Source organism: Vibrio sp. T11.5 (assembly GCF_027587155.1).
Taxonomy (GTDB): Bacteria; Pseudomonadota; Gammaproteobacteria; order Enterobacterales; family Vibrionaceae; genus Vibrio; species Vibrio neptunius.
The window spans coordinates 59,679-81,377 of the sequence record NZ_JAPPTP010000014.1 but is presented as its reverse complement, the minus strand read 5'-3'; the positions used below and the strand labels follow the sequence as shown (position 1 = coordinate 81,377).

The window sequence follows — 21,699 nt, the reverse complement described above, 5'->3', positions numbered from 1 at the left end:
TCTTTACGCCGCCGAGCTTTCACGGCACACTGATTTCCCTTAATTACGTTAACCCCAACAGATGGAACATAATAATGACTAAAGTACTTCATACAGAATCCGCTCCTGCTGCTATTGGCCCGTATGTACAAGGTGTAGACCTAGGTAACATGGTACTGACCTCAGGTCAGATTCCAGTAAACCCTGCAACAGGTGAAGTATCAGCAGACATCTCTGAGCAAGCTCGTCAGTCTCTGGATAACGTAAAAGCGGTGGTTGAAGCATCTGGCTTGTCTGTTACTGACATCGTTAAAATGACGGTTTTCGTCAAAGACCTCAATGACTTTGGCACAGTTAACGAAGTGTATGGTCAATTCTTCGATGAGCATAATGTGTCAAACTACCCTGCTCGTTCATGTGTAGAAGTGGCTCGTCTACCTAAAGATGTAGGTATCGAAATTGAAGCGATTGCTGTTCGCAAATAATTTTCGAATATCATAAAAAAGCGAGCTTGATGCTCGCTTTTTTTACGCTAAAGAATCAATAATATTTGTCACAACCTATATGCAGTTGTGGGTCATCCATTAATTCGCTGATGTCAGCAGCAAACTGCTGATGAGAATCACGCTCCTCAATAAGAATCGCATGGTTCTTCTTATCAACGGCCAAGACTGTTCCAACGCCCTGTTTACATTCCACCAGCATACCTTTTTCGATTTCAGTAATATCCATATTCCTCTCCCTTTGTTGTTTAACTATTTACAACCTGAGAGATAAAAAGGATCAAAAAAGCCGACTCAAAGTCGGCTTTTTATAATATTAATTTAAGGCTTACTTAACGAAATCCATACCCGTTTGGATGTCGCCGTTCAGTGTTTCTAACATGCCATCAAGTGCTGATTTTTCGAATGCACTCAGTTCACCGTAGCTCAGGATCTCTTCAACGCCATCTTTACCCAGCTTCACTGGTTGTGCGAAGAACGGTGCATGCTCACCATCACCTTCAACGTAAGCGTATTCAACCACATCTTCACCTTGAAGTGCTTTCACTAGAGCAAGACCGAATCTGCACGCCGCCTGACCCATAGACAGAGTTGCGCTACCGCCACCCGCTTTTGCCTCTACCACTTCAGTACCCGCATTCTGGATACGCTTAGTTAGTGCTTCTACTTCTTCTGCCGTGAACTCAACACCTTCAACCTGAGAAAGCAGAGGAAGAATCGTTACACCAGAGTGACCACCGATAACCGGTACACGTACCTCACCTGGATCTTTATCTTTAAGATCCGCAACGAAAGTTTCAGAACGGATAACATCCAGAGTTGTCACACCAAACAGACGGCGCTTATCGTAAACGCCCGCTTTCTTAAGAACTTCTGCCGCGATTGGTACTGTCGTGTTAACTGGGTTAGTAATGATACCAATCATCGCTTTAGGACAAACGTGAGCAATTTTCTCTGCAAGAGACTTAACGATACCAGCGTTGACGTTAAATAGGTCCGCACGATCCATACCAGGCTTACGTGCAACACCCGCGGAGATAAGAACAACATCCGCACCTTCAAGGGCGGGTGTTGGATCTTCGCCCGCATAACCTTTGATTGATACTGGCGTTGGAATGTGACTTAGATCAGCAGCGACACCCGGAGTAACCGGAGCGATGTCATAAAGTGCTAAATCTGAACCTGCAGGAAGGCGGTTTTTAAGTAAAAGGGCTAGGGCTTGACCGATGCCTCCAGCGGCACCAATAACGGCTACTTTCATCGTAGTTCTCCTTGAGATGGATCTCTTTATAAGTCTTGGGGTGATTTGAAATCAACGCTGTCCAAAGCTATAGCAATCACATAATGATTACAATCAATTAACGTCAGCTTTGCGACCTTGCGCAACACAGTAACAACATACTACATACAAGTGTTTATTATCCTCATATTTACCTTTATTGACAAAGGGTTAAGCAATAATAAAGTTGCAATATCTCTCCCCTGTTTACAGTGACATGTTAGACAGATTTAGGGATAGCATTGGCACAATGTGCATAGCTATGCGAGAATATTCACTTGATTTTTATAAAAACAACGGCTGAAAGAGAACCATGCGTCATTCAGAAAAACAAGATAACCTCGTCCGTGCATTTAAAGCATTGCTAAAAGAGGAACGATTTGGCTCCCAAGGGGATATTGTCGAGGCTCTGAAAAATGAAGGCTTCGAAAACATTAACCAGTCCAAAGTTTCCCGTATGCTGACCAAATTTGGTGCTGTTCGTACCCGCAATGCCAAGATGGAAATGGTTTACTGTCTGCCAGCGGAGTTAGGTGTGCCGACAGTATCGAGCTCATTGCGTGAGTTGGTTCTAGATATTGACCGCAACAATGCCCTAGTCGTGATTCATACTGGACCAGGCGCAGCTCAGTTAATTGCTCGTTTACTCGATTCACTGGGTAAAGCAGAAGGCATACTCGGTGTCGTCGCCGGCGATGACACAATTTTCATTACTCCGACCCTAAATATAACGACGGAACAATTGTTCAATTCAGTCTGCGAACTATTTGAATATACTGGATAAGTTTCAGATATCGCCCCCTACTGTTGAGTCACTTGAGGTCAGTTGCCTTGTGACTCAAATCACATCTTAGACAAATCTCTTCATCCAAATGCGCATTAGGCTAAGCCATTGATTCAACGATGGTTTAACCTGCTAATTTAGGTTAAATTTTCGTTCAAAACGCAGCCAAATTCGCTATAGTTTTTAACAATCGTGTAATTATGTGCCAATTATTTGGTATTATTCTGCCACTTTTTCAACATACGGATTGAAAAAGATGCCGTTTCCATAATAGGAAACTCCCATAGCGACTACACTTGCTCTGGGTTAATAATGGATAAAGGAAGGGAAATTCATGGCATTGAACAAACTTATCAAAGTTGGTGCTATTGCAGCTGCTGTAGTGGGTGCTGGCGCGGTTAACGCTCAAGAATTCATTACGATTGGTACAGGTTCTGTAACGGGCGTTTACTACCCGACTGGTGGCGCGATTTGTAAACTGGTTAATAAAGGCCGTAAAGATCACAATATTCGTTGTTCTGTGGAGTCGACTGGTGGTTCGATCTACAACGTAAACACTATTCGTGCTGGAGAGCTGGACTTTGGTATCGTTCAGTCTGATTGGCAGTACCACGGATACAACGGTACAAGTAAGTTTGCTGAACAAGGCCCGTACAAAAAGCTACGTGCAGTGTTCTCTCTACACACAGAACCATTTAACATCATCGCTCGTGCTGATTCTGGTATAGAAAACGTATCTGACCTGAAAGGCAAGCGCGTAAACATCGGTAACCCAGGTTCTGGTGACCGTGCGACTATGGGTGTAGTAATGGAAGCCATGGGCTGGACTAACGACAGCTTCAAGCTTGCTTCTGAACTAAAAGGTTCTGAGCGTTCACAAGCTCTATGTGATAATAAAATCGACGCGTTCGTTTATGTTGTTGGCCATCCAAATGGATCAATCAAAGAAGCAACTACTTCATGTGATGCGAAGTTAATTTCTGCAACTGGCCCGCAAATCGACAAGATCGTCGCTGACAATCCATATTACGCATTCAGTACAATCCCAGCGGGTATGTACCGTGGTACAGATAAAGACGTAAACAGCTTCGGTGTTGCCGCGACTATGGTGACAACGACTAATGTTTCTGACGATGTTGCTTACAACGTGGCAAAATCTGTATTCGAAAATTTTGATACCTTTAAACGTCTGCACCCTGCGTTTGCAAACCTTAAGAAAGAAGACATGGTGAAAGCTGGTCTTTCTATCCCTCTACACCCAGGTGCTGAGAAATACTACAAAGAAGTAGGCCTACTTAAGTAACCTCTCTTTGTTCATCAAGGAGGTCACTACCTCCTTGATGCATCAAGCTCTAAGGTATTGAGCAATATCGTATTATTTGGAGTTTCATATTTTTTGAAACTCCTCTTTATTTGTATCTATCACAAACTTACTAATGAGCAATGTTTGATCTTTTCACTAGACTGAAAGATGCAAATCAGGTTCTGACAATCATAAAAAGACAGGCCATTTATAATAAGGATTAAGTACATGTCGAAGACAACATCTCCGTCTCAAGATGTGCAAGAAATGGTAGCTCAAGCCGATACAGGTGCACGTGCCCCTATGGGTATCCCAGGACGCATCTTATGGTTTGTGCCACTGTGTTGGTCACTATTCCAACTTTGGTACGCATCCCCTCTGCCGTTCATATTTAATTTTGGCGTACTCAACGACACTGAAGCACGTTCGATACATTTGATGTTTGCCGTGTTCCTAGCGTTTACCGCTTACCCCGCTCTGAAAACTTCTCCTCGTGATCATATCCCTGCTCTGGATTGGCTACTGGCATTAGCCGGCAGTTTCTCCGCTGCTTATATCTACATTTTCTACACCGAGCTGGCTGGCCGATCAGGTGCTCCAACAACATTTGACATTGTTGTTGCTGTTATAGGAATGGTGCTGCTACTGGAAGCGACACGTCGTGCACTAGGTCCACCACTGATGGTCGTTGCCGCCGTGTTCTTACTGTATACCTTTGGTGGTCCGTACATGCCCGATGTGATTGCTCACAAAGGCGCTAGTCTGAACAAAGCAATGTCTCATCTATGGTTAACAACCGAAGGTGTATTTGGCGTTGCTCTGGGTGTATCCACATCATTCGTATTCTTGTTTGTACTGTTCGGGGCAATGCTGGAACGCGCAGGTGCAGGTGCTTATTTCATTAAAGTCGCTTTCTCTTTGCTGGGACATATGAGAGGTGGGCCAGCTAAAGCAGCAGTAGTCGCATCAGGTTTATCTGGTCTGGTTTCGGGCTCTTCAATCGCCAACGTTGTGACCACTGGTACCTTCACAATCCCACTAATGAAACGTGTCGGTTTCCCAGGAACAAAAGCAGGCGCAGTAGAAGTTGCCGCTTCAACCAATGGTCAGTTAACGCCACCAATAATGGGTGCAGCTGCATTCCTAATGGTTGAATACGTAGGAATTTCTTACGTCGAAGTCATCAAGGCGGCAATCCTGCCTGCTCTGATTTCTTACATCGCGCTAATTTACATTGTCCACCTTGAAGCATGTAAAGCAGGCATGACTGGTCTTCCTCGTCGTCATAATCCAACACTGCTGGCTAGCTTACTGTCTTTCACTGGCACAATTCTTGGTCTATGTGTGATTAGTGCCGCTGTTTATTATGGTGTCGGCTGGACTAAAGACGTATTTGGTGATGCCGCTACACCAATCGTCACCGTTGCTTTGCTACTGTCTTATGTAGCTCTGGTTAATATCTCAGCCAAATATGCCAAAGAAGGCGCGATTGAGATCGATGCTGAGCTAACTGAAGTACCAGATCCTGGCCCAACCATCAAGTCAGGTTTACATTACCTACTCCCAATTGTTGTGCTAGTTTGGTGTCTGACCGTTGAACGATTCTCTCCAGGTCTATCCGCTTTCTGGGCGACGGTTTTCATGATCTTTATCCTGATCACTCAACGCCCTCTAATGGCAGCTCTTTCTCAACAAGGATCGATTGCAGAACAAACCAAAGAGGGCTTTATTGACTTACTTGAGAGTCTAGTTTCTGGTGCTCGTAACATGATCGGTATTGGTGTTGCGACTGCGGCTGCGGGCACAGTTGTTGGTGTGGTAACTCTCACCGGTATTGGTTTGGTGATGACGGACTTCGTCGAGTTTATCTCGGGTGGTAACATTATCCTGATGCTTCTGTTCACTGCTGTGATCAGTCTGATCTTGGGTATGGGCCTACCAACGACAGCAAACTACATCGTAGTTTCTACACTAATGGCTCCTGTTATCGTGACGCTGGGTGCACAAAGCGGCTTAATCATCCCTCTGATCGCCGTTCACTTGTTTGTGTTCTACTTTGGTATTCTGGCCGACGATACACCTCCGGTTGGTTTAGCAGCCTTTGCCGCTGCGGCGATAGCCAAGTCGGATCCAATCAGGACCGGTATTCAGGGCTTTACTTACGATATTCGTACCGCCATCTTACCTTTCATGTTCATCTTCAACACACAACTTCTTTTAATGGGAATTGAGAGTTGGTGGCATTTGTTGCTCACGATCATATCTTCCGTCATTGCAATGCTGATATTCTCTGCAGCAACACAAGGCTGGTGGTTTACTAAGAACAAGTGGTGGGAAACAGTTCTGCTTTTGGCTCTGACGTTTACTTTCTTCCGCCCTGGTTTCTGGTGGGATCAAATTTACCCAGCCAAAGTACTTCATCCAGGTACAGAGATCGCGCAGATCACTGAACAGCTAGCAGTTGGTCAAGAGATTGAGCTTCTTGTTGCGGGTGAGAACCTTGAAGGTGATTTCATCTCGAAGACTGTCCGACTGCCATTCGAGGACAGCGCAAAGTCCGCTGAAGATCGTATATCATCTATGGGTCTGATGCTGAATAGCAGCAATGGCCGTATGTTGGTCGATATGGTCGAATTCGGCAGCCCAGCAGAAGCAGCTGGCGTTGATTTCGACTGGGAGATTCGCTCGGTTGTAGTGGATGCAGATCGACCAATGAAAGAGTGGGTCTTCGTTCCTGCACTACTACTGCTCATCGGTCTAGGTATGAACCAGAGAAGACGAGCTCGTAAGGATGAATTGAGCGCGTAACTTAGTTAGCCTCGCTCCATAGAAGGAAGTGAGGCTACAATTAGCTAATCCACTTAAATTCGGTGGATTTGGTATTAACTAAGGATGCATATCTCAGCCATTTCTATGGTTGAGACTGAATAGAGAGCTATCGATGTATAAGCAAATTCTTGTTCCTGTCGATCTGAACGACAAAGGCTTTTCTGATAAAGCACTAGAGCTGGCTGTTTGGCACGCCAAGCACTCAAACGCTCAAGTTCATCTTCTGAACGTATTACCAGGTATTCACATGTCTATGGTTGCGACCTACTTTCCAAAAGATGCCGCAGCGAAAATGAAAACCGACGTTGAGAATCAGCTGAAACAGTTCGCTGTCCAGCACATTCCTGAAGAAGTGGTCTACAAAGCGCACGTAGCCGAAGGCAAAGCGTACGCGACTATTCTCGACTATGCGGAAAAGCTCGGTGCCGACCTGATTGTGATGCCAAGCCATAAGCGTTCTAAACTGGATAAAGTGGTATTAGGCTCTGTCGCCAGTAAAGTGGTTCAGAACTCACCCATCAATGTATTGGTGGTAAAACCGCAAGGCTAAGTTGATTGAATAAAGACAAAAGGCGCTCAATTGAGCGCCTTTTTTAATAGTTACTAACGATTGATATTATAGTTTCAATCGAATTTAACTAATGATAATAATTATCAATAATGATCCTATCAACACCAAAGACTGGATCACATCATGAAAAAGACATTAACCTTTGCAGTTATTCACTTCTCAATCGCTTTCACGGTCGCATATCTATTAACGGGAGATATCTTGATTGGTAGTCTGATTGCCATGATCGAGCCTATGGTGAACACCGTTGCGTTTTATTTTCATGAACGAGTTTGGCAAGCCTCACCCCAGTTGAAAAAACGTGAGAACGCTACAGCGCTGAAAACCACCAGCTTTGCCGTTGTGCACTTTAGTGTGGCGTTTAGTGTTGCTTATCTTTTGACAGGGAGCTGGTTAGTCGGTGGAGTTATGGCCGCGATTGAACCAAGTATTAACACTCTCGCCTATTATTTCCATGAGCGAGTATGGCAGCGCAAACAAAGCCCGCTATTTTCACAGCAAACGGCTCACGTTTGAAAACCACTACACAGGGAAATGGGTCACGCAAAGATTTTTACTCAGTCCGATATTAAATTTCTGCGTTTGACCATCCAACATCACTTCTAGCTGATATAGATCATTGAGATCAGGCTGGCTGGCATCAAAATAGATCGGCGCTTCAACTTGAAACAAAGCACTCGCATGATCATTGCGTACATCAATAGGTAGATGATAGGTCATTCCATTGAATTTAACTGCAGCAGAAATCAACCCCGGTGTGTAGGTGCTGTAATGAAGATCGACCAAAAACTCACAACCGCCGCCGTGGTGCCAGACCTGCTCGGTTGCAACATGATCTAAACGTACATGGCGAATAAACTGCAGGTAAGGTTTTTTCCATATACCCAATCGTGAATCAAACCTTTGGTGAGGTTGGTCACCTAAAGGACACATATCCAACTTGTCTTCTTCGAACAAAAGTTCTTCTTCCTCTTCAAGAAACAAGATCTCAAAGCGATTTCGACCGAGCTGCATGTAAGGACGAATGTCCTTTTTGTATTCCGCCTGTGAGCCATCACAATCAAACAGCGCTATACCATTGAGTCGCACTTCAGCATGGTAATCCACACCACCAAGTACCAAGTCAACGGCTGGAAACGCCAGCATAGCTTCATCAACTTCAATATCGTGCATCAAGTGCCACTCTTGCTCAGCGATATCTTGTTCGCACAACGTATCAGGTAAGCGCTCGCTTAATGCTGCAGGAAAAGTAATGTCATCCTGAGGAATAGAAAGGTCAGTAAGCGGAGAGATCTGCCATAAGCCTGCGAGTGATAGCTGCATGTTTCCCTTATTAAAATTGCGCTAGATCAAGTTTGGGTGATTATAAAGAATCGTCAGAATGAAAGATACTTATCCCTCGCCGAATGACAGCGACAAAAAAACCAGCCTTAGGCTGGTTTCTTCAACAACTTGTTACTCTTCGTCGTCATCTTCTTCTGGGTACAGTGCATCTTCGCCTTCGTAGTAGGTACCCCAACCGTCATAGATGATGTCATATTTCTCTGCAAGATGAATCAGCTTCTCTACTTGAGCATCAATTGTTTCTGCATCAAGAGCCGATTCCATTGTCGCATCACAGCACAGCAGTTTGTTGCCATCTTCATCTTCTGTTTCTTCTGCTTCTAATACTTCAAAACCCATTTTAAACGCTTCAACAACGGCTTTTTCCAGAGTATCGAAATCTTCAGCAAACAGGTGATGTTCTATTTCATATAACGCATCTGGATCACTACCGTCTTCTCGTAAGGCTTGGATGATCTCGCGAGTCTCTTCCTTTTGAATCTCAATTAATTCTTCAACTGATAGATATTCGTCTTCATGAGACATAAGTCGGCTCCAGATAGTGACAAGATTGATCGATTTTTACCGCAACGGAATATCGCATGGATCCAGCGAAATTACTACCCGCAATCTATTCGGATCGTCATCTTTGTTGGTACTATGATTAACGATCTAGCCGGATCTAGCTCACAACATTGAAAACTTAACATTTTTTTATCATACGTGTGATTCAGAATTATCTGTGGTCATCGATCACAGTTTGCTACCCGTCGTTGTGAGTTTTTATTTTTCAGCGCTGCATATCTTAGGAAAAATGATAACTGCATAGAAATATAACTTTCTGTCACCAGCTTGCAAAGTTGTGAATAGCTATGCTGAATTCAATTTTAATTTGTCAAAATCTTTCAGATGGCGTGACGAATAGAGTCGCAAAGTCAGCGCACAGATTTAATAGTAGCTTTTTAGATAAAAAGCCTACCAATGGTAAAATTATAAAAATTAAAGACCGGAAAAATAACAAATGCCAGTCTTTGAGACTATCATTACCGCTTGCATCTTGATAACAACCTTGTCATAAATACTCATTGGATATTATTGTAAGGACGCAAAATGAGTAAGTTGTACGTAGGCTCAGAAGTAGGCCAGTTAAGACGTGTATTGTTAGCCCGACCAGAGCGAGCGTTAACCCACCTTACCCCTTCAAACTGCCATGAGCTACTGTTTGACGATGTTCTTGCTGTCGAAGCGGCAGGAGAAGAGCATGATCAGTTTGCACAAACTTTGACGAATCAGGGTGTCGAGGTATTGCTACTCCACGATCTCCTTGTAGAGACTTTGGCAGTCAAAGAAGCCAAAGAGTGGTTGCTAGATACTCAGATTTCTGATTTCCGCTACGGTCCGACGTTTGCCCGTGACCTACGCCATTACTTATCGGATATGGATAATGAACACTTAGCAACCATCTTGCTCGGTGGCTTAGCTTATTCAGAGTTACCGATACAGTCTGCATCGATGTTACCTAAGATGCATCGTCCACTGGACTTTGTTATTGAACCATTGCCAAATCACCTCTTCACTCGTGATACATCATGTTGGGTTTACGGCGGTGTGTCTCTTAACCCAATGATGAAAGCAGCTCGTCAGCGCGAGACAAACCATCTACGAGCAATTTATCGCTGGCACCCTGTATTCGCAGGACAAGACTTCATCAAATACTTTGGTGATGAAGATCTGCATTATGACAACGCCAATATTGAGGGCGGTGACGTACTGGTTATCGGTAAAGGAGCAGTGTTGGTCGGTATGTCTGAACGAACAACAGCTCAAGGTGTTGAGAATTTAGCAGCAAATCTATTTAAGAATGGTCAAGCGAAAGAAGTAATTGCAATTGATTTGCCCAAACACCGCTCTTGTATGCATTTAGATACAGTAATGACCCACATGGATATTGACACTTTCTCAGTTTATCCCGAGATCATGCGCAAGGACCTTGATACTTGGCGCCTAACATCGAAAGGGGAAAATGAGATGAAGGTAGAACAAGTGTCAAGTTACACTCATGCTATTGAGCAAGCATTAGGCGTCGATGATCTTAAGATTATCACTACTGGCGGCGACAACTATGAAGCTGAACGTGAACAATGGAACGACGCGAACAACGTCCTAACTGTAAAACCAGGGGTGGTGATTGGTTACGAACGTAACGTTTACACTAACGAGAAGTACGACAAAGCAGGTATCGAAGTTCTGACCATTCCGGGTAATGAACTGGGCCGCGGACGCGGTGGTGCTCGTTGTATGAGCTGCCCAATTGAGCGTGACGATATCTAAAGAGAAACAGAACAAAAAAGGGTTGATGTGGAAACATCAACCCTTTTTTCATTGTTATTGGGTATGTCGAGTCGCGTCTAGTCAGTGCCACCAACGGTAAGCGAATCAAGCTTCAAGGTGGGTTGCCCAACACCAACAGGAACGCTCTGACCTGCTTTGCCACACACACCGACACCTCGGTCAATACTGAGGTCATTACCAACCATAGAAACTTGCTGCATTGCTTCAATCCCTGAACCAATCAAGGTTGCTCCTTTCACAGGGCGAGTAATTTTTCCATTTTCAATCAAATAAGCCTCTGAAGCAGAAAAAACGAATTTACCCGACGTGATGTCGACCTGGCCACCACCAAAGTTTGGTGCATAAAGACCTTTCTTTACCGTAGAGATGATTTCTTCTGGCGAATGTTGCCCTGGTAGCATATAAGTGTTGGTCATTCTCGGCATAGGAAGGTGTGCGTAAGACTCACGGCGGCCGTTACCTGTAGGCGCAACCCCCATAAGATGCGCATTGTGCTTATCCTGCATGTAACCTTTCAGGACACCATTTTCAATCAAGGTGTTGTATTGGCCAGCTACCCCTTCGTCATCGATGTTAAGAGAGCCGCGTAGGTCTTTCAAAGTACCGTCATCAACAATAGTACAAAGCTCAGAGGTGACTTTCTCACCAACCTTGCCGCTAAACACCGAAGATTCCTTACGGTTAAAATCCCCTTCCAACCCGTGGCCTACGGCCTCATGAAGCAGGACACCAGGCCAACCTGAACCTAATACAACCGGCATCGCGCCCGCGGGAGCAGCTTCAGCTTCAAGGTTAACTAGCGCCATACGAATCGCTTCATCAGCGTAGTGATAGGCTACTTTTATACCCTGCTCTTCAGTCAAAAAGAAGTCATAACCAAATCGTCCACCACCACCAGCACTGCCTCGCTCACGGCGTTCACCACGCTGAGCCAGTACACTGATAGACAAACGTACTAAAGGGCGAATATCTCCAGCATAGGTACCATCTGTTGCAGCAACTAGCATTTGCTCATGTACACCACTCAGGCTTACAGACACCTCTGTAATCAAAGGCTCCTTGGTACGGATGTAGGCATCCAGCTCTTTTAGCAATTGCGTTTTTTGCTCTTTTTGCCAGCTTTCAAGTGGATTCTCAGCAGCGTAAACTTGTTGATTATCACTACGCTTGAACGCCTGAATTTGAATATTTTGACCTTGTTGTGCAATACCACGAGCGGCCATGGCACTTTGTTTCAAACCTTCAAGCTGAATTTGATCTGAGTAAGCAAAACCGGTTTTCTCACCCGCGACCGCTCGTACACCGACACCACAGTCAATGTTAAACGAACCATCTTTGATAATACTATCTTCCAGAACCAGTGATTCATGCCAGCTCGACTGAAAATAGATATCAGCATAGTCAATCTGACGGCTAGCAATGCTGGCTAAAGTCTTTGCAATGTCCTTCTCGGTTAGACCTGCCGAGTTTAGCAATGCGTCTTCTACTTGGTTTATTGTCATACTTTGCTCTTAAACATGTAATTGGTTTTGGAACCGAGTGTGGTTGAGAGTAGGCATCGCCTTACGGATTTCAGATACTCGTTTTAAGTCAATATCGACCAACAGATTCTGCGGTTCACTATTGAGTTTGGCGACCACTTCTCCCCATGGAGAGATTACCATAGAGTGTCCCCAAGTTTCTCGACCACAAGGATGAACTCCAGTTTGATTGGCCGCGATAACCCAACTTTGCGTTTCTATTGCTCTTGCCCTTAGTAACGGTTCCCAATGCGCTTTGCCTGTAACAGCCGTAAATGCGGCAGGGACCAGCATCACATTTGCACCCCGCTTCGCCAGTTCACTATACAGCTGTGGAAAACGAACATCATAGCAGATTGTTAAGCCCAAATGAGCGATAGGCGTATCGACTGACACAATTTGCACACCTGGCTTGAACGTTTCGGATTCTCGATAACGCTGATGAGAGTCGGCAACATCGACATCAAACATATGCAGCTTATCATAGTGTGCAATGAGCTCTCCTTGAGGACTGAAGACCAATGAGGTCGTGGTCACATCATTCTCACAACGAATTGGCATGCTTCCTATGACTAGAAATACACCATGGCGTTTCGCTACCATAGCCAGATCCGTTTGAATCATTCCCTGATTTAATGGCTCCGCTATTGTGTGGTAATCGGTACGATGGCCAAACACTAAGCTATTTTCCGGCGTGATCACCAACTGAGCGCCAGCGGCGGCTAACTTGGCAACTTGCTGTTGAATGTAAGCCAGATTTTCCTGTTCATCTGGCCCCGATGTCATTTGAATCAGTCCCACTCTTTCCATGAGCGCTCCTTATTATTCAATTTTTTCGCGTAACGTTTCTGGCAACTTAAACTCGCCTTTACTCCGTGATAGCTCTTTAACGACAGGCGCATCCAGTGGCCCTTTCACTTCATAATTGACTTGAGTAAAGACCTCTACAACTGGTGAAATAACCGTGGTAATAGCAAGCACATATAGTGCCGTTTGCGGTGTCACTGCAAACGCGGTCAGTACAGGAATACCCGACGTAATATCAGGAACAAAGTTCACCTCTGCGTCTACAGTACGTGAGTTAAGGTTAGCCAACCCTTTGATTGTCATCTCACCCGCCACCGCATCCATCTTTATATCATTGGTAAGGAAGATACCATTTTTAATCTCACCGCTACCTTTAATCGAATTAAAGGCCATACCGTTATCAAAGACATCACTAAAGTCGAGCTGCATTTTTCGGATGATAGAATCTAAGCTAAACAGACCAAGCAGGCGTGCTGCACCACTGACATCTGATATTTGACCTTTACCTAGCTTGGTCGAAACATGCCCTTGCAATGTGTTTACCCTCATCGACCAAGGGGAGCCATCCCACTCGACTTTAGAGTCTATCTCAAACGGTGCCTGTTGAATGCCTGAAGTAATTCCAAAGCGTTCCATTACATCACTATTGTTGTCACCAGACATCTCGATATTGAACTTAGTATGATTCATGTCCTCCGTAAGCAGCCACGAACCATTCATATCCACCTTGTTCGCACCACTTTGGAAAGAGAGCTTTTTCCACTCGATTCGCTCACCTTGACGTTGGAGGTCTAGATGCGTTTGCCCGACTTTATAACCTTGCAACCAGAAATCATCGATTGTCAGTGTTATGTTGGGAACTTGCTCATGGAAAGCACGTTCAAAATGACTGATTAGCTCTTTCTGATCTTTCCCCGCTTCAAACAAGGTCTTGTCTTTGAATTCGGCATCTAAAGCGGGAATGTACACATGTAACCTGTCGAGCGCTACGGAGAGATCATAAGGTTCAATGTAGCTCGCCTCACCTGCGGCCTCCTGACTTTCAAGACTCATATGCCAGCCAAGGTTTTTACGTTTGGCAATAAAGTCGACATCATTCCATTCGATGCCCGCTAGGGTCAGCTCCCCCACATCCAATTCAACTCGATTGGGGATAGGTATCTCCGGCGTGTTCACCTCATTAAGAGCCGCCTCACTCGCTATTGATGTAGAACGAGAAAGCAGGTCCGCCCACTGTTCAAGATCAAACTTGTCTGTGCGTATTTGAACCTGATGTCCGGCCACTGGGCTAATTTTAAAACTGCCTTTACCTAAAATCAGATTTGTCGCTTTTAAAACAGGTGTGTCAGGCCGAATATCAATTTCTGCTTGATACTTCAAATTAGGTAACTGCAAGCGAGCAGTAATGCTTTCCTGATTGCCAGATGCCTGCATACTGGCTTTCCCCAGTTGAGATAAGTCTTTATTCAGGGGATAAGGGTACTGACTGCTCACCATCTTAAGATCCGCACTGGTATCAAGCTGGTAAGTAAATCCAACATCATTAAGCTGAATGTCCACTCCCATACTCCACGGAGCATGCCCCTTTAAAGGCCCAATCCAGCGCTCACCGACATAAGGTGTTAGCGGTTTCAAATCCCAGTCACCGACAACATCAATATTAACGTTGTAACCTTGACCGGCATTCTCACCAGCAAAATCAATAGCAACAGGCTGCTTCAATAATTGCGCTGACAAGCCAGCTGCGCTGACGACATCATTATCAAACTCGATTCGGCCAGATACGTTCTCCAGTTTCAGCGGTGGGGTTTCGATAGTGACCTGATTTTCATCCAGTTCAGCGTACCCCCAAGCACGAGCTTCCTCATCAGAACTAAACGGTATATTCAGTTGGAAACTGGATGCTACTTTGCCATCAACCTGTACCGCTGTTAACGCAGCTCCCACAGAATCAACCAATGGTGAGGACGTCATGTAGTCACGAACAGCATTACCCTGCGCGACTGAACTCGCTTCAATTTCAATATGCCCGCCCGGTGCTAACTCAGGTATACGGCCAGTAATTCGAGTCGCACTTACGTCCATTAACCTTGCATTACGTGAGTTAAGGTACATTGCATCATTTTGGAACAGTAAATCTAACTCCAAATCCGTAATGGCAGGCCAAGCGGTATCAAAACTGAACTTCGCTTGTTTCAGGCCTACCCAAGCCTGGAACATGCCATCATTCTTATGGTATGGAAAATCACCTAGTTCACCATACCAGAGCAATTTAGCGGTATTTACTTTCCCGGCTTGAATAGCTGTAGAAAGATAATCGGTTAGGTCTCGTCCGAGCGCTAAAGCGGGCAAATAGCGCCACGTTTCACCTGCATTATACAAATCGGCTTCCGCATAGAAGGACAAAAAAGGGCTTTTATCATTCGGAAAGTCGAGCTTGAACGATCCGAGCACCTGAAGATCAGGTGTTGCCGCCGTTACTTTATCTGCCCACAAACTCCACCCATTTTTGTGATTCTGCCACACCATATCGACTTGGCCTTGCTTAATGTTCAATGGTGCCTGAAACACTTCGCCATAAGGTAATAGGTCATCAATTAAGGTCACACTTGCTTTAGCCTGATGGATATCACCTGATATTGTCGCGGCAAGATGACGGACACCAGGCAATAACTCCCATTGTTTCATTGAACCATCAGTCAGCTGCGCAGAATAGTGGAGGGAGTTCAGTTCTTCACCGTGCATTGAAATTCGTATATCTTCCACTACACCGCCAAGGTCTAAAGTTTCTAGGAGCTGGGTAGTTTGCTTCGACTCTGGTGCCAGCTTAACCAATGGGGAAATGGCTTTAAGTTCAAGCTGAGAGATATTAAGTAGCCAGTCTTCAGGTTGCCACTGATAAGCAATATCCAACTCAGGCCATGGCTGGCCATCCGTTTCTAGGGCAAGTGAGTGAGCATTCACTTGCCAACCTTCACCTTTAGGCTCAAGTTGTAATATACCCGACTCAATCAGCAGTTCATGCTTACGCCCCTCTTTCCATGTAAGCTCAGAAGGTTCGAATTCAACATATGCATTGGTTGGTTTGTTGTGTTGCAGAGTAACCCAGCTGTTTAAACTCACCTGACCTTTTTCAATACCCGTTTCAGATTTAAGGTATTTTGTCAGCCAAGGTGTGACCAAAACGTTGTCGACTGCCAGATAGAACTCACCGCTGACTTCAGCCAAAGAACCATGGTCAATAAAATTGGCTTTAATCTGAACAGAATTAAGGTTACTGTGAGCAATGCTGACCTCACCGTCTGCTACATGGCGCCGACCTTTGTTTTGCCAGAACAATTTCGCTATGTCGAGTTCACGTTTTGAGCCATCAACTCCCTGCAACAAAATTTCAGAATCCACTAATGAAAAGCTATCTAATTGACGTAACAGTAGCTGATCCAACTGCTGTACAACACTCTTCTGCTCACCTTGCGGCTGCATCGCCGTTTTTTGTCCAGATTGCACCCATTCTATGGAGCTGATGTCCAGCTTCAGGTTATGAATGCTCAAATCAGCAATTACTGGACGCCGATCAAGCAGTGATTGAATGAGGTCAAATTCAACTTCGACTGTTTGTGCCGAAAAATGAATACCGCTACTTTCAGGCGTATTCGCACGTACATTCTGCAGTGATATAGAGGGGTGGGTGTTACGCCAGAACCCACTGATCTTATCGATTTCGAAATCAAGTTCTGATCCTTTATTGACCCAATTCTGGATGTCACTTTGGAAGTGATTGAGCTGGGGCAAAGTAATACGCAATGAGGTAATGACAATAGCCAAGGTGACCATCACAGTCACCAAGAGCCATATGAATACTTGGGTGAAACGTCTAACAGTGGTATTCACGAAAATCCTACATCATGACAACGTCAAATTGCTCTTGAATATAAAGAGGCTCTGCCTGAACCTTGACCTGTTTGCCAATAAAGACTTCCAGCTCTGCTAGTGCGTGCGATTCATCGCCTTGTAGTGCATCCGCAACGAAAGGAGAAGCATAAACCACAAACTTGTCTGCTTCATACGCCCGATTCACTCGGGTGATTTCACGAAGAATCTCATAACAAACCGATTCAACCGTTTTTACACTTCCCCGCCCCTCACAGGTTGGACAAGTAGAACATAGAATGTGTTCAATACTTTCTCGTGTGCGTTTACGCGTCATTTCGACCAACCCTAGCTGTGTAAAACCATTAATGTTGGTTTTCACTCGATCCTTATCGAGAGCAGCCTCCAAAGAAGTGAGTACACGCTTACGGTGTTCCTCTGACAGCATGTCGATGAAATCGATAATAATAATACCACCAAGGTTACGCAGTCTGAGCTGACGAGCAATCGCCTGCGTCGCCTCAACATTGGTATTAAAAATCGTTTCTTCGAGATTACGGCGCCCCACAAAAGCACCGGTGTTAATGTCAACCGTCGTCATTGCTTCTGTTTGATCAATAATCAGATAACCACCAGATTTGAGCTCAACTTTACGCTCCAGAGAACGCTGAATCTCATTCTCGGTATCGTACATGTCGAAAATGGGTTTATCGCCATTATACAGTTCGAGCTTTTCCGTCAATTCAGGAACATATTCAGATGTAAACTCTTTGAGATTTTCAAACTCCAAACGAGAATCAACCAGTATCTTAGTCAATTCTGTACCGACAAAATCTCGGAGGATACGTTGAGATAATCCAAGCTCACCATAAAGCGTAGAGCGGGTTTTGTACTTGGTGCGACGTTCATTCACCTTAGACCAGAGGCGCTTAAGAAATGCAGCATCCTGAGATAGCTCAGAGTCATGAGCTCCTTCTGCAGCTGTGCGAATGATAAAGCCGCCATCTTCATCGCAGTAATGACCGACCACTTTTTTGAGGCGGTTGCGCTCATCTTCACTCTCAATACGCTGTGATACGCCTACGTGGCTAGCACCGGGCATAAATACCAAATAACGAGAAGGTAGAGTAATGTCCGTTGTCAAACGAGCACCTTTAGTACCCAATGGATCTTTCACCACCTGAACAACAATATCTTGCCCTTGCCGAACTAACTCGGAAATATCTCTGACCTGAAACTGCTGTTTCTCATTTTCAGCCACACATTCAGTATGAGGAACGATATCAGAAGCATGAAGGAAGGCGGCTTTATCGAGGCCAATATCAACAAAAGCGGCTTGCATCCCCGGTAAGACACGACTCACCTTACCTTTGTATATATTACCGACTATTCCGCGCTTTGCTTCACGTTCAACATGGATCTCTTGTAGGGTTCCCCCTTCAATCATGGCCACACGAGTTTCACTCGGGGTCACGTTGATTAGCAACTCTGCACTCATCGGCGCACCTCAATATTTTAAATTATAAGAATTTGTGCAAGAGCTGGTCTGTTTCGAATAATGGCAGCCCCACCACAGCGTGATAACTGCCTTCAATACGCGTAACGAAACGTCCGCCAATCCCTTGGATCCCATAGCTACCAGCCTTATCGCATGGTTCACCAGTATGCCAGTATTGCTCTATTTCATTTTCGGACAAAGGTTTAAACCAAACGTCTGTAGTCACCACTACAGTCTCTTGTTGTTCTATGGTTGCAACGGTCACTGCCGTCATTACCTGATGAGCACGATCTGAAAGTCGCATCAACATCTGTTTAGCCTGCTCCAAACTCTCTGGTTTTTCCAGAACCGTACCATCGCAGACCACGATCGTGTCTGAACCAAGCACGACGGAATCACTCTCAGTCGCTACGCCAGCCATCGCTTTATCTAAAGAAAGGCGTGATACATACTGAACGGGCGTCTCTTGAGCGGCCTGCGTTTCTTCAACATCGGTGCGAATGACGGTAAATGAATAGCCCAGTTGTGACAGCAATTCTTTACGTCTCGGAGAGCCTGATGCTAACACCAGTTTTTTCATCATTAATTACCTTATATGCCAGTGTCGTCTTACTCTACGCATCAATAGGAATAGCCATGGCCAGAGAATACAGTTGATTAATCCGCTCCAAAGTGACAGCAGATTAAACGTTATGTCCTGTATCAAATACTCACCCGAAAAGATCAAGACGTCGAGAATCATGGAAAGCACTCCAATCAGCATCGCTTGCTGCCAAAGTGCCATATTGCGTAGGACCAGGAAATTAAGTGCGACGAGGTACACCACAATTGACATCATCATACCGCGGATACCTAATGTTGACCCCAACAGTAAGTCCCACAACAGACCGAGCACCAAAGCTGTGCCAACGTTAACTCGATGAGGTAATGCAAGTACCCAGTAACAAATCACCAGAAACAACCAAGACGGTCGCAATAAATCCAATACACCAGGCCATGGAATCGTCTGCAGTGTTAAGGCAATTAAAAACGAGAAGACAATGACCATCTTGCCTTTGAATACACTATTTGCCATTACCTGTTACCTCTTGCATATTGTCCGGTAATGCCTGCTGGATTTTGTTCTGACGTGAGTCATTTGGCCAGATCAACAACAGATAGCGTAGACGTTCAAAGTCTACTACGGGTTCCGCTTCAATAGCGGCAAACTCTCGTGCCGTATCACGCAGCACATCGACGACATGAGCGACAGGATACCCCTCTGGATACACTCCCCCTAGCCCAGAAGTCACCAATAAATCACCTTCCTGAATATCTAGACTAATCGGGATGTGATCTAAGTTAATTCGGTCAATTTTGCTATTACCTGACGCAATAACTCGAATATCATTACGTATCACCTGAACTGGAATTGCGCTCTGGCTATCAGTCAGTAACAACACTCTGCTATTATGCGCTGATACAAATGTCACCTGACCAACAATGCCTTTTTCGTTCGCTACGGGTTGACCGACATAAACACCATCTATCTGGCCTTTGTCGATGACAACCTGTTGGCGATAGGGGGACGTATCCACTGCCATTACCTCAGTAACGACCTTACGCTCATCCCGCACAAACGAAGAGCCCAGTAACTTTCGAAGACGCTGGTTTTCTTCACGGTACTGATCCAAAAGCAGCATGTCGTTTTTAAGACGCAAAATTTCGCGTTTAAGCTGGTGATTACTCTCCATAAAGTCTTTGCGAATGTTGAACCGTTCATAAGCCCCGTCAAACATAGTACGAGGAACATCAGCGAGATACTGAATAGGGGCAACTACGCTGTTGAGCAAGTAGCGTACCTGTGCAAATGCGCCTAAACGACTATCAGCCAGCATAAGGCTGGCTGATATAATGACTGCGAAAAACAGGCGTAGCTGAAGTGAAGGTCCTCGGCCAAAAATAGGCTTCATTGAATATGAGTTCCTTAATCGAATCGAAGCAGCCTAGCGATATACTAGGCAAACCCGATTATTCTTCACTGAATAGATCGCCACCGTGCATGTCGATCATTTCTAGAGCTTTACCGCCACCACGAGCCACACAAGTCAGTGGATCTTCAGCAATAACGACTGGAATGCCTGTTTCTTCAGTGAGAAGGCGATCGAGATCTTTAAGTAACGCACCGCCGCCGGTCAGAACCATACCATTTTCTGAAATATCAGATGCAAGTTCTGGTGGACACTGCTCCAAGGCGACCATCACAGCAGACACGATACCAGTCAGAGGCTCTTGTAGAGCTTCGAGAATTTCATTTGAATTCAGGCTAAAGCTTCGTGGCACACCTTCAGCAAGGTTACGGCCACGCACTTCAATTTCTTCAACTTCATCACCTGGGTATGCTGAACCAATCTCGTGTTTGATTTTCTCTGCCGTCGCTTCTCCGATCAAGCTACCGTAGTTACGACGAACGTAGTTGATAATGGCCTCATCAAAACGGTCACCACCAATGCGTACTGACGAGGAGTAAACCACGCCGTTTAAAGAGATCACCGCTACTTCTGTAGTACCGCCACCGATGTCAACAACCATAGAGCCAGTAGGCTCTGAAACTCGCAGGCCAGCACCAATTGCAGCCGCCATTGGCTCATCAATCAAATAGACCTCACGTGCGCCTGCTCCCAGTGCGGACTCACGAATGGCACGACGCTCAACCTGAGTAGAGCCACAAGGGACACATACCAAAACACGAGGGCTTGGTTTCAGTACACTATTATCATGAACTTGCTTAATAAAGTGTTGCAGCATTTTTTCGGTTACATAGAAGTCTGCAATTACGCCGTCTTTCATAGGACGAATTGCAGAGATGTTACCTGGAGTACGACCCAGCATTTGCTTAGCAGCATGACCAACAGCAGCAACACTTTTTCCTGCTCTGTTACGGTCCTGACGGATAGCGACTACTGAAGGCTCGTCTAGAACAATACCCTGTCCCTTGACGTAGATAAGAGTGTTGGCAGTACCTAAATCGATTGATAGATCATTAGAAAATATGCCACGAAGTTTTTTGAACATATTCTTCGCTCGTCCTGAAAGAATTAG

General features: G+C 45.1%; 19 protein-coding genes. 7 read left to right on the top strand and 12 right to left on the bottom strand.

From position 1 onward, the window contains the following. Positions 1–74 precede the first annotated feature (74 nt). Positions 75–464, top strand: coding sequence for a RidA family protein (locus OH455_RS14935; protein WP_206375141.1), 390 nt, complete (start codon positions 75–77; stop codon positions 462–464). Between the two features lie 55 nt (positions 465–519). Here the strand turns inward: OH455_RS14935 and OH455_RS14930 are convergent, their stop codons facing one another. Beyond that, complete coding sequence (locus OH455_RS14930) at positions 520–711, bottom strand: hypothetical protein (protein WP_269981950.1); 192 nt, start codon at positions 709–711, stop codon at positions 520–522. Positions 712–810: 99 nt separating this feature from the next. Continuing rightward, positions 811–1,743 (bottom strand): malate dehydrogenase, encoded by a 933-nt coding sequence (gene mdh, locus OH455_RS14925; protein WP_269981949.1) that lies wholly within the window; start codon positions 1,741–1,743, stop codon positions 811–813. Between the two features lie 331 nt (positions 1,744–2,074). On the opposite strand from mdh, the gene argR reads away from it, so the two are divergent. The 5 genes from argR (at position 2,075) to OH455_RS14900 (ending at position 7,764) form a co-directional block, all read left to right on the top strand. After that, on the top strand, positions 2,075–2,545 hold the full coding sequence (argR, locus tag OH455_RS14920; protein ID WP_045977608.1) for a transcriptional regulator ArgR: 471 nt from the start codon (positions 2,075–2,077) through the stop codon (positions 2,543–2,545). A 334-nt stretch (positions 2,546–2,879) separates the two neighbouring features. Further along, complete coding sequence (locus tag OH455_RS14915) at positions 2,880–3,848, top strand: TAXI family TRAP transporter solute-binding subunit (RefSeq protein WP_045977607.1); 969 nt, start codon at positions 2,880–2,882, stop codon at positions 3,846–3,848. A gap of 228 nt (positions 3,849–4,076) precedes the next feature. Further along, positions 4,077–6,656 carry a TRAP transporter permease gene (locus OH455_RS14910; protein WP_269981948.1) on the top strand — a complete coding sequence of 860 codons (2,580 nt, stop codon included), beginning with the start codon at positions 4,077–4,079 and terminating at the stop codon, positions 6,654–6,656. A 133-nt stretch (positions 6,657–6,789) separates the two neighbouring features. Further along, complete coding sequence (locus OH455_RS14905) at positions 6,790–7,227, top strand: universal stress protein (protein WP_045977605.1); 438 nt, start codon at positions 6,790–6,792, stop codon at positions 7,225–7,227. 144 nt (positions 7,228–7,371) lie between these two features. After that, a complete protein-coding gene (locus OH455_RS14900; RefSeq protein WP_206375146.1) occupies positions 7,372–7,764 on the top strand; it encodes a DUF2061 domain-containing protein in 393 nt (130 codons plus the stop codon). Positions 7,765–7,770: 6 nt separating this feature from the next. Here the strand turns inward: OH455_RS14900 and OH455_RS14895 are convergent, their stop codons facing one another. Both OH455_RS14895 and rraB read right to left on the bottom strand, forming a co-directional pair. After that, the gene (locus OH455_RS14895; protein ID WP_206370020.1) at positions 7,771–8,571 is read right to left on the bottom strand and encodes a glycosyl hydrolase 2 galactose-binding domain-containing protein; all 801 of its coding nucleotides are present in this window, start codon (positions 8,569–8,571) and stop codon (positions 7,771–7,773) included. 132 nt (positions 8,572–8,703) lie between these two features. Beyond that, positions 8,704–9,117, bottom strand: a complete 414-nt coding sequence (rraB, locus tag OH455_RS14890) for a ribonuclease E inhibitor RraB (protein WP_045977602.1) — start codon at positions 9,115–9,117, stop codon at positions 8,704–8,706. A gap of 564 nt (positions 9,118–9,681) precedes the next feature. Here rraB and arcA point away from each other — a divergent pair. Further along, positions 9,682–10,902 carry an arginine deiminase gene (gene arcA, locus OH455_RS14885; RefSeq protein ID WP_045977601.1) on the top strand — a complete coding sequence of 407 codons (1,221 nt, stop codon included), beginning with the start codon at positions 9,682–9,684 and terminating at the stop codon, positions 10,900–10,902. A gap of 77 nt (positions 10,903–10,979) precedes the next feature. Here arcA and tldD read toward each other — a convergent pair whose 3' ends face one another. From tldD to OH455_RS14845, 8 genes are read right to left on the bottom strand one after another with little or no spacing between them, the layout of a single operon-like run. Further along, the gene (tldD, locus tag OH455_RS14880; RefSeq protein WP_206370019.1) at positions 10,980–12,425 is read right to left on the bottom strand and encodes a metalloprotease TldD; all 1,446 of its coding nucleotides are present in this window, start codon (positions 12,423–12,425) and stop codon (positions 10,980–10,982) included. Between the two features lie 9 nt (positions 12,426–12,434). Next, positions 12,435–13,253, bottom strand: a complete 819-nt coding sequence (locus OH455_RS14875; RefSeq protein ID WP_269981947.1) for a carbon-nitrogen hydrolase family protein — start codon at positions 13,251–13,253, stop codon at positions 12,435–12,437. A gap of 12 nt (positions 13,254–13,265) precedes the next feature. Beyond that, complete coding sequence (locus tag OH455_RS14870; RefSeq protein WP_269981946.1) at positions 13,266–17,141, bottom strand: YhdP family protein; 3,876 nt, start codon at positions 17,139–17,141, stop codon at positions 13,266–13,268. Between the two features lie 7 nt (positions 17,142–17,148). Continuing rightward, the gene (rng, locus tag OH455_RS14865; RefSeq protein ID WP_045974794.1) at positions 17,149–18,618 is read right to left on the bottom strand and encodes a ribonuclease G; all 1,470 of its coding nucleotides are present in this window, start codon (positions 18,616–18,618) and stop codon (positions 17,149–17,151) included. A gap of 22 nt (positions 18,619–18,640) precedes the next feature. Continuing rightward, positions 18,641–19,201, bottom strand: a complete 561-nt coding sequence (locus OH455_RS14860) for a Maf family protein (protein WP_269981945.1) — start codon at positions 19,199–19,201, stop codon at positions 18,641–18,643. Positions 19,202–19,204: 3 nt separating this feature from the next. Continuing rightward, positions 19,205–19,693, bottom strand: a complete 489-nt coding sequence (gene mreD / locus OH455_RS14855) for a rod shape-determining protein MreD (RefSeq protein WP_045974796.1) — start codon at positions 19,691–19,693, stop codon at positions 19,205–19,207. Next, entirely contained in the window at positions 19,683–20,570 is an 888-nt protein-coding gene (gene mreC, locus OH455_RS14850) for a rod shape-determining protein MreC (RefSeq protein WP_045974797.1), read from the bottom strand. Before mreC ends, mreD begins: the two co-directional genes overlap by 11 nt. A gap of 58 nt (positions 20,571–20,628) precedes the next feature. After that, positions 20,629–21,672, bottom strand: a complete 1,044-nt coding sequence (locus OH455_RS14845) for a rod shape-determining protein (RefSeq protein WP_004747218.1) — start codon at positions 21,670–21,672, stop codon at positions 20,629–20,631. Positions 21,673–21,699 lie beyond the last annotated feature (27 nt).

Bases quoted from the DNA above. Each gene is read 5' to 3' on its own strand.
- rraB (WP_045977602.1), bottom strand. From the start codon at position 9,117: ATGTCTCATGAAGACGAATATCTATCAGTTGAAGAATTAATTGAGATT.
- OH455_RS14910 (WP_269981948.1), top strand. From the start codon at position 4,077: ATGTCGAAGACAACATCTCCGTCTCAAGATGTGCAAGAAATGGTAGCT.
- OH455_RS14900 (WP_206375146.1), top strand. From the start codon at position 7,372: ATGAAAAAGACATTAACCTTTGCAGTTATTCACTTCTCAATCGCTTTC.
- OH455_RS14845 (WP_004747218.1), bottom strand. From the start codon at position 21,672: ATGTTCAAAAAACTTCGTGGCATATTTTCTAATGATCTATCAATCGAT.
- OH455_RS14915 (WP_045977607.1), top strand. From the start codon at position 2,880: ATGGCATTGAACAAACTTATCAAAGTTGGTGCTATTGCAGCTGCTGTA.
- OH455_RS14860 (WP_269981945.1), bottom strand. From the start codon at position 19,201: ATGATGAAAAAACTGGTGTTAGCATCAGGCTCTCCGAGACGTAAAGAA.
- arcA (WP_045977601.1), top strand. From the start codon at position 9,682: ATGAGTAAGTTGTACGTAGGCTCAGAAGTAGGCCAGTTAAGACGTGTA.
- mdh (WP_269981949.1), bottom strand. From the start codon at position 1,743: ATGAAAGTAGCCGTTATTGGTGCCGCTGGAGGCATCGGTCAAGCCCTA.
- OH455_RS14895 (WP_206370020.1), bottom strand. From the start codon at position 8,571: ATGCAGCTATCACTCGCAGGCTTATGGCAGATCTCTCCGCTTACTGAC.
- OH455_RS14905 (WP_045977605.1), top strand. From the start codon at position 6,790: ATGTATAAGCAAATTCTTGTTCCTGTCGATCTGAACGACAAAGGCTTT.
- OH455_RS14935 (WP_206375141.1), top strand. From the start codon at position 75: ATGACTAAAGTACTTCATACAGAATCCGCTCCTGCTGCTATTGGCCCG.
- mreD (WP_045974796.1), bottom strand. From the start codon at position 19,693: ATGGCAAATAGTGTATTCAAAGGCAAGATGGTCATTGTCTTCTCGTTT.
- tldD (WP_206370019.1), bottom strand. From the start codon at position 12,425: ATGACAATAAACCAAGTAGAAGACGCATTGCTAAACTCGGCAGGTCTA.
- OH455_RS14930 (WP_269981950.1), bottom strand. From the start codon at position 711: ATGGATATTACTGAAATCGAAAAAGGTATGCTGGTGGAATGTAAACAG.
- rng (WP_045974794.1), bottom strand. From the start codon at position 18,618: ATGAGTGCAGAGTTGCTAATCAACGTGACCCCGAGTGAAACTCGTGTG.
- OH455_RS14875 (WP_269981947.1), bottom strand. From the start codon at position 13,253: ATGGAAAGAGTGGGACTGATTCAAATGACATCGGGGCCAGATGAACAG.
- mreC (WP_045974797.1), bottom strand. From the start codon at position 20,570: ATGAAGCCTATTTTTGGCCGAGGACCTTCACTTCAGCTACGCCTGTTT.
- argR (WP_045977608.1), top strand. From the start codon at position 2,075: ATGCGTCATTCAGAAAAACAAGATAACCTCGTCCGTGCATTTAAAGCA.